The 3,924-nt window shown below is 71.3% G+C and carries 3 protein-coding genes; all 3 read left to right on the plus strand.

Features of this window, described 5'->3' with window-relative positions; genetic code table 11:
• Positions 1–46: 46 nt before the first annotated feature.
• On the plus strand, positions 47–904 hold the full coding sequence (locus AC27KI_RS20280) for a LysR substrate-binding domain-containing protein (protein WP_487115509.1): 858 nt from the start codon (positions 47–49) through the stop codon (positions 902–904).
• A gap of 271 nt (positions 905–1,175) precedes the next feature.
• Positions 1,176–2,906, plus strand: a complete 1,731-nt coding sequence (locus AC27KI_RS20285) for a methyl-accepting chemotaxis protein (RefSeq protein WP_487115505.1) — start codon at positions 1,176–1,178, stop codon at positions 2,904–2,906.
• Positions 2,903–3,924 (plus strand): chemotaxis protein CheW (locus tag AC27KI_RS20290; RefSeq protein WP_487115507.1); only part of this gene is annotated, 1,022 nt, incomplete at its 3' end. The genes AC27KI_RS20285 and AC27KI_RS20290, both read left to right, overlap by 4 nt.

Consider the following 3,924-nt stretch of genomic DNA (forward strand, 5'->3'; position numbering starts at 1 on the left):
CCCGGAAGGCGCTGGCGGGGACGGGCCCGCGGCGGCCAGCCGGCGCATTCCGCCCATCCAGTGCCTGCTGACCTTCGAGGCCCTGGCCCGCCTGCGCAGCGTGACGCAGACCGCCGACGAGCTGTGCGTGACGCCCAGCGCCGTCAGCCACCGCGTGCGCCAGCTCGAGCAGATCCTGGGCGTGCGGCTGTTCGGCCGCGCCGACTTCTCGCTCACCACCGAGGGCAGCGCGTACCTGGCCCATGTGCGCGAGGGCCTGGGCGCGCTGCAGCGCTTTCCAGGCGCGGCCACCGCGCCGGGCAAGCGGCGGCTCAAGCTGGCGGTGACGCCGACCTTCGCCCGCGCCATCCTGATCCCGCGCCTACGCCAGTTCACCGAGACCTATCCCGAGATCGACCTGGCGCTGCAGGTGTCCATCCCGCTGCTGGACGTGGTGGCCGAGGACGCCGACCTGATCGTGCGCTTCGGCCCGGGGCACTATGCCGACCTGGAGCACGTGGAGCTGGCGCGCGACCGGGTCACGCCGCTCGCCTCGCCCGCCTTCGTGCGCGAGCACGGCCCCTTCGAGCGGCCCGAGGACCTGGAGGGCGTGGCCCTGCTGCGCAGCCCGCTGGAGCCCTGGCGCACCTGGTTCGGCGCCAGCGGCCTGGACTGGGCCGAGCCCACCGAAGGCTCGCAGTTCAACGACATCGGCCTGATGTGCGATGCCGCCGCGGCCGGCATGGGCGTGGCGCTGGTGCGGCTCAAGCTGGGCGCGCCCTGGCTGGAAAACGGCACCCTGGTGCGGCTCTTTCCCGGCGAGGCACCCAGCCCGCACGCCCACTACCTGTGCTGGCGCACCGGCACCATGGACCGCTGGGAATGCGCGGCCTTCACCGACTGGCTGCGCCGCACCATGGCGTGAAACGGGGGGAGCGGCACCCCGGGCCCCCGCGCCGGGCGGCGATGGCGGGCAAAAAAACCCCGGTTTCGGCCGGCATGGGCTTGCGCGACGCGCACAGGGCCGTCAAGATTCCCAAAGGCCCTGCGCGGTGCGGGTCTATTGTGACGCCGGCGGCGGGCGCGGCTTCAAACCATCACATTACGCCTCGCCGGTTTTCCAGCAGGCCCGGCATTCAAGCCTGGGCTGCAGTGGCCGATAACCCCTAGATGCCGCACACCAGGACCTTGCGACCATGAACGCCTTCACAGAACCCCTTGCCGCGTCCGAGCTGGAACGCGCACGCACCACGGGCCTGCTGGCCGCGCTGGAACGGGTGCAATGCACCATCGAATTCGACCTGGCCGGCAAGGTCCAGCACGCCAACCCCCTGTTCCTGGCCCGCATGGGCTACGCCCTCGAGGACATCGTCGGGCAGCACCACCGCATCTTCTGCCCGCCCGACGTGGCGGCCAGCGCGGCCTACGGCGCCATGTGGGAGCGCCTGGCAGCCGGCGAGATCGTCGAAGGCGTGTTCCAGCGCCTGACCAGGAACGCCGAGCCGGTGTGGCTGCAGGCCTCCTACAACCCCATCTTCGACAGGGCCGGGCGCCCGGTGGGCGTGGTCAAACTGGCCACCGACGTGACCCAGGCGCGCCAGGCCCAGGCCGACTTCGAGGGCAAGATCGCCGCGATGGACCGGGTGCAGGCCATGATCGAGTTCGATCTGCGCGGCAAGGTGCTGCACGCCAACCCCAATTTCCTGAAGGTGTTCGGCTACACCGAGGACGAGGTCGTCGGCCAGCACCACCGGATGTTCTGCACCCCGGAAGTGGTGCGCTCGGCGGAATACGCGCGGCTGTGGGAGCGGCTGGCCCGCGGCGAATTCGATGCCGGGCGCTACCGCCGCGTGGCCAAGGACGGCTCGGACGTGTGGATCCAGGCGTCGTACAACCCCATCCTCGACTCCTCCGGCAAGCCCTACAAGGTGGTGAAGTTCGCCACCGACATCACCGAGGAAACGCGCCAGGCCGCGGAGACCAAGGGCAAGCTCGATGCCATCGGCCTGTCGCAGGCGGTGATCGAGTTCAGCGTGGATGGCCGCATTCTCACCGCCAACCCGAACTTCCTGCGCACCATGGGCTACACGCTCGATGAGATCCGGGGCAAGCACCACAGCATGTTCTGCGACCCCGATTTCGTGAAGACGCAGACCTACCGCGACTTCTGGGCGGACCTGGGCGAGGGCAAGTTCCAGAGCGCGCGCTACCGGCGCATCGGCAAGCACGACGCCGGTATCTGGATCCAGGCCACCTACAACCCCATCTTCGACGTGGAAGGCCGCGTGTACAAGGTGGTGAAGTTCGCGGTCAACGTGACCGAGCAGGTCGAACGCGAGACCGCCGTGTCGCAGAAGGTGCGGGACATCGGCGCCGTGCTGCGCACCATCTCGGACTCGATCCAGCAGGTGGCGCGCAACTCCGAGCGCTCGGCCGACCTGGCCACCCAGACCCAGCGCGAGGCCGGCCAGGGCCACCAGGTGCTGGCGCGCTCGCGCGAGGCCATCGCCGCCATCGAGCAGTCGTCCGCCGACATCCGCGACATCGTGGCCACCATCGGCGAAATCTCCAGCCAGACGCATCTGCTGGCCTTCAATGCCGCCATCGAGGCGGCGCGCGCCGGGCCGCACGGCATCGGCTTTTCCGTGGTGGCCGACGAGGTGCGCAAGCTGGCGGAAAAGTCGGCGCTCGCCGCGCAGGAAATCTCCAAGCTCGTGGGCAGCAGCGTGGCCCGCGTGGCCGAAGGCGGGCGCCTGTCCGAAGAAGTGGGCGCGGCCTTCAGCCGCATCCTGGCCGCGGTGGACAGCACCAGCCAGTCCATCGGCGAGATCCGCAACGCCATGCTGGCCCAGGAAACGTCCACCCAGGACGTCGTCGTGCTGCTGGACAAGCTGCAAGGCGCCAGTTCCGGACGCACGGGCGCATGACCGAGCCGGGCAGCCCCTCCACGCCAGCGGCGGCCGACGCTGAAGCCCCTGCCCGCGCCCAGGCGCATGTGCGGGTGCGCGTGGGCGACTGCCACATCGCCATCGCGGCGGAGCATGTGGAGCGCGCGCTTGCCATCCCGCCGCAGGGCCTGGCGGCCCTTCCCCGCCGCCAGGGCGCCCTGACCGGCATGATCGACCTGGATGGCCGTGCCGTGCCGGTGGTGTCGCTGGAGCGCTGGCTGCCCATCCAGGCCTCGCCTGCGGGCGGCGCTCTACAGCGGGTGCTGGTGCTGCACGCGGGGCCGGCGCGGATCGGGTTGCGGGTGGACGAGGTCCTGGGCGTGAAGCCCGTCGATCCGCAGGCCATCGTGCGCGTGCACCACGACGGCGGCCAGGAGGAATGGTTCCAGTCGGTCGTGCCCGCCTCGGCCGGCGCGCCGATCCTGTCGGTGCTCGAGGTCGACCGCCTGATGGCCCTGTGCCAGGTCTGGTGCGAGGACGTTGCAGCGCCAAAGGACCCGGCGCCTACGGCACGCGCCCCGGACCAGGTCCCCACCGAACGGCATGCGGTCTTCGCCGTGGGCGACGACCTGTGGGCCGTGCCGGCCAGCGCCATCCACACGGTGGTGCCCGTGCCGCACGTCGAACTGAACATGCCCCCCGGCCACCTCACGGTGGCCATCAGCACGCTGCGGGGCCGCAAGCTGCCGCTGGTGGACGTGGCCGCCGATCCGGCCCGCGCCGGTGCCGCGCTGCGCCCCTGGGTGGCCGTGCTGGAAAGCCAGGGGCAGTGGGTCGGCCTCACGGCGGACACCTGCCGGCAACTGGTCGATCTGGCTGAACCCGACCGGGCGCCCACCCCCGGCGATCCGCTGCTCAAGGGCCTGGCCCTGGTGCCCGGGCTGGGCACGCTGCGGGTGCTGGACATCGGCAAGCTGTTCGAGGCCGTGCCCGAGGCGGCCGTGAGCGACGTGGCGCCGGCGCCGACGCAGGCCGACGGCACCGAGGGCGCCGTCGG

The sequence above is a fragment of the Acidovorax sp. KPB24-03 genome (genome assembly GCF_057546605.1).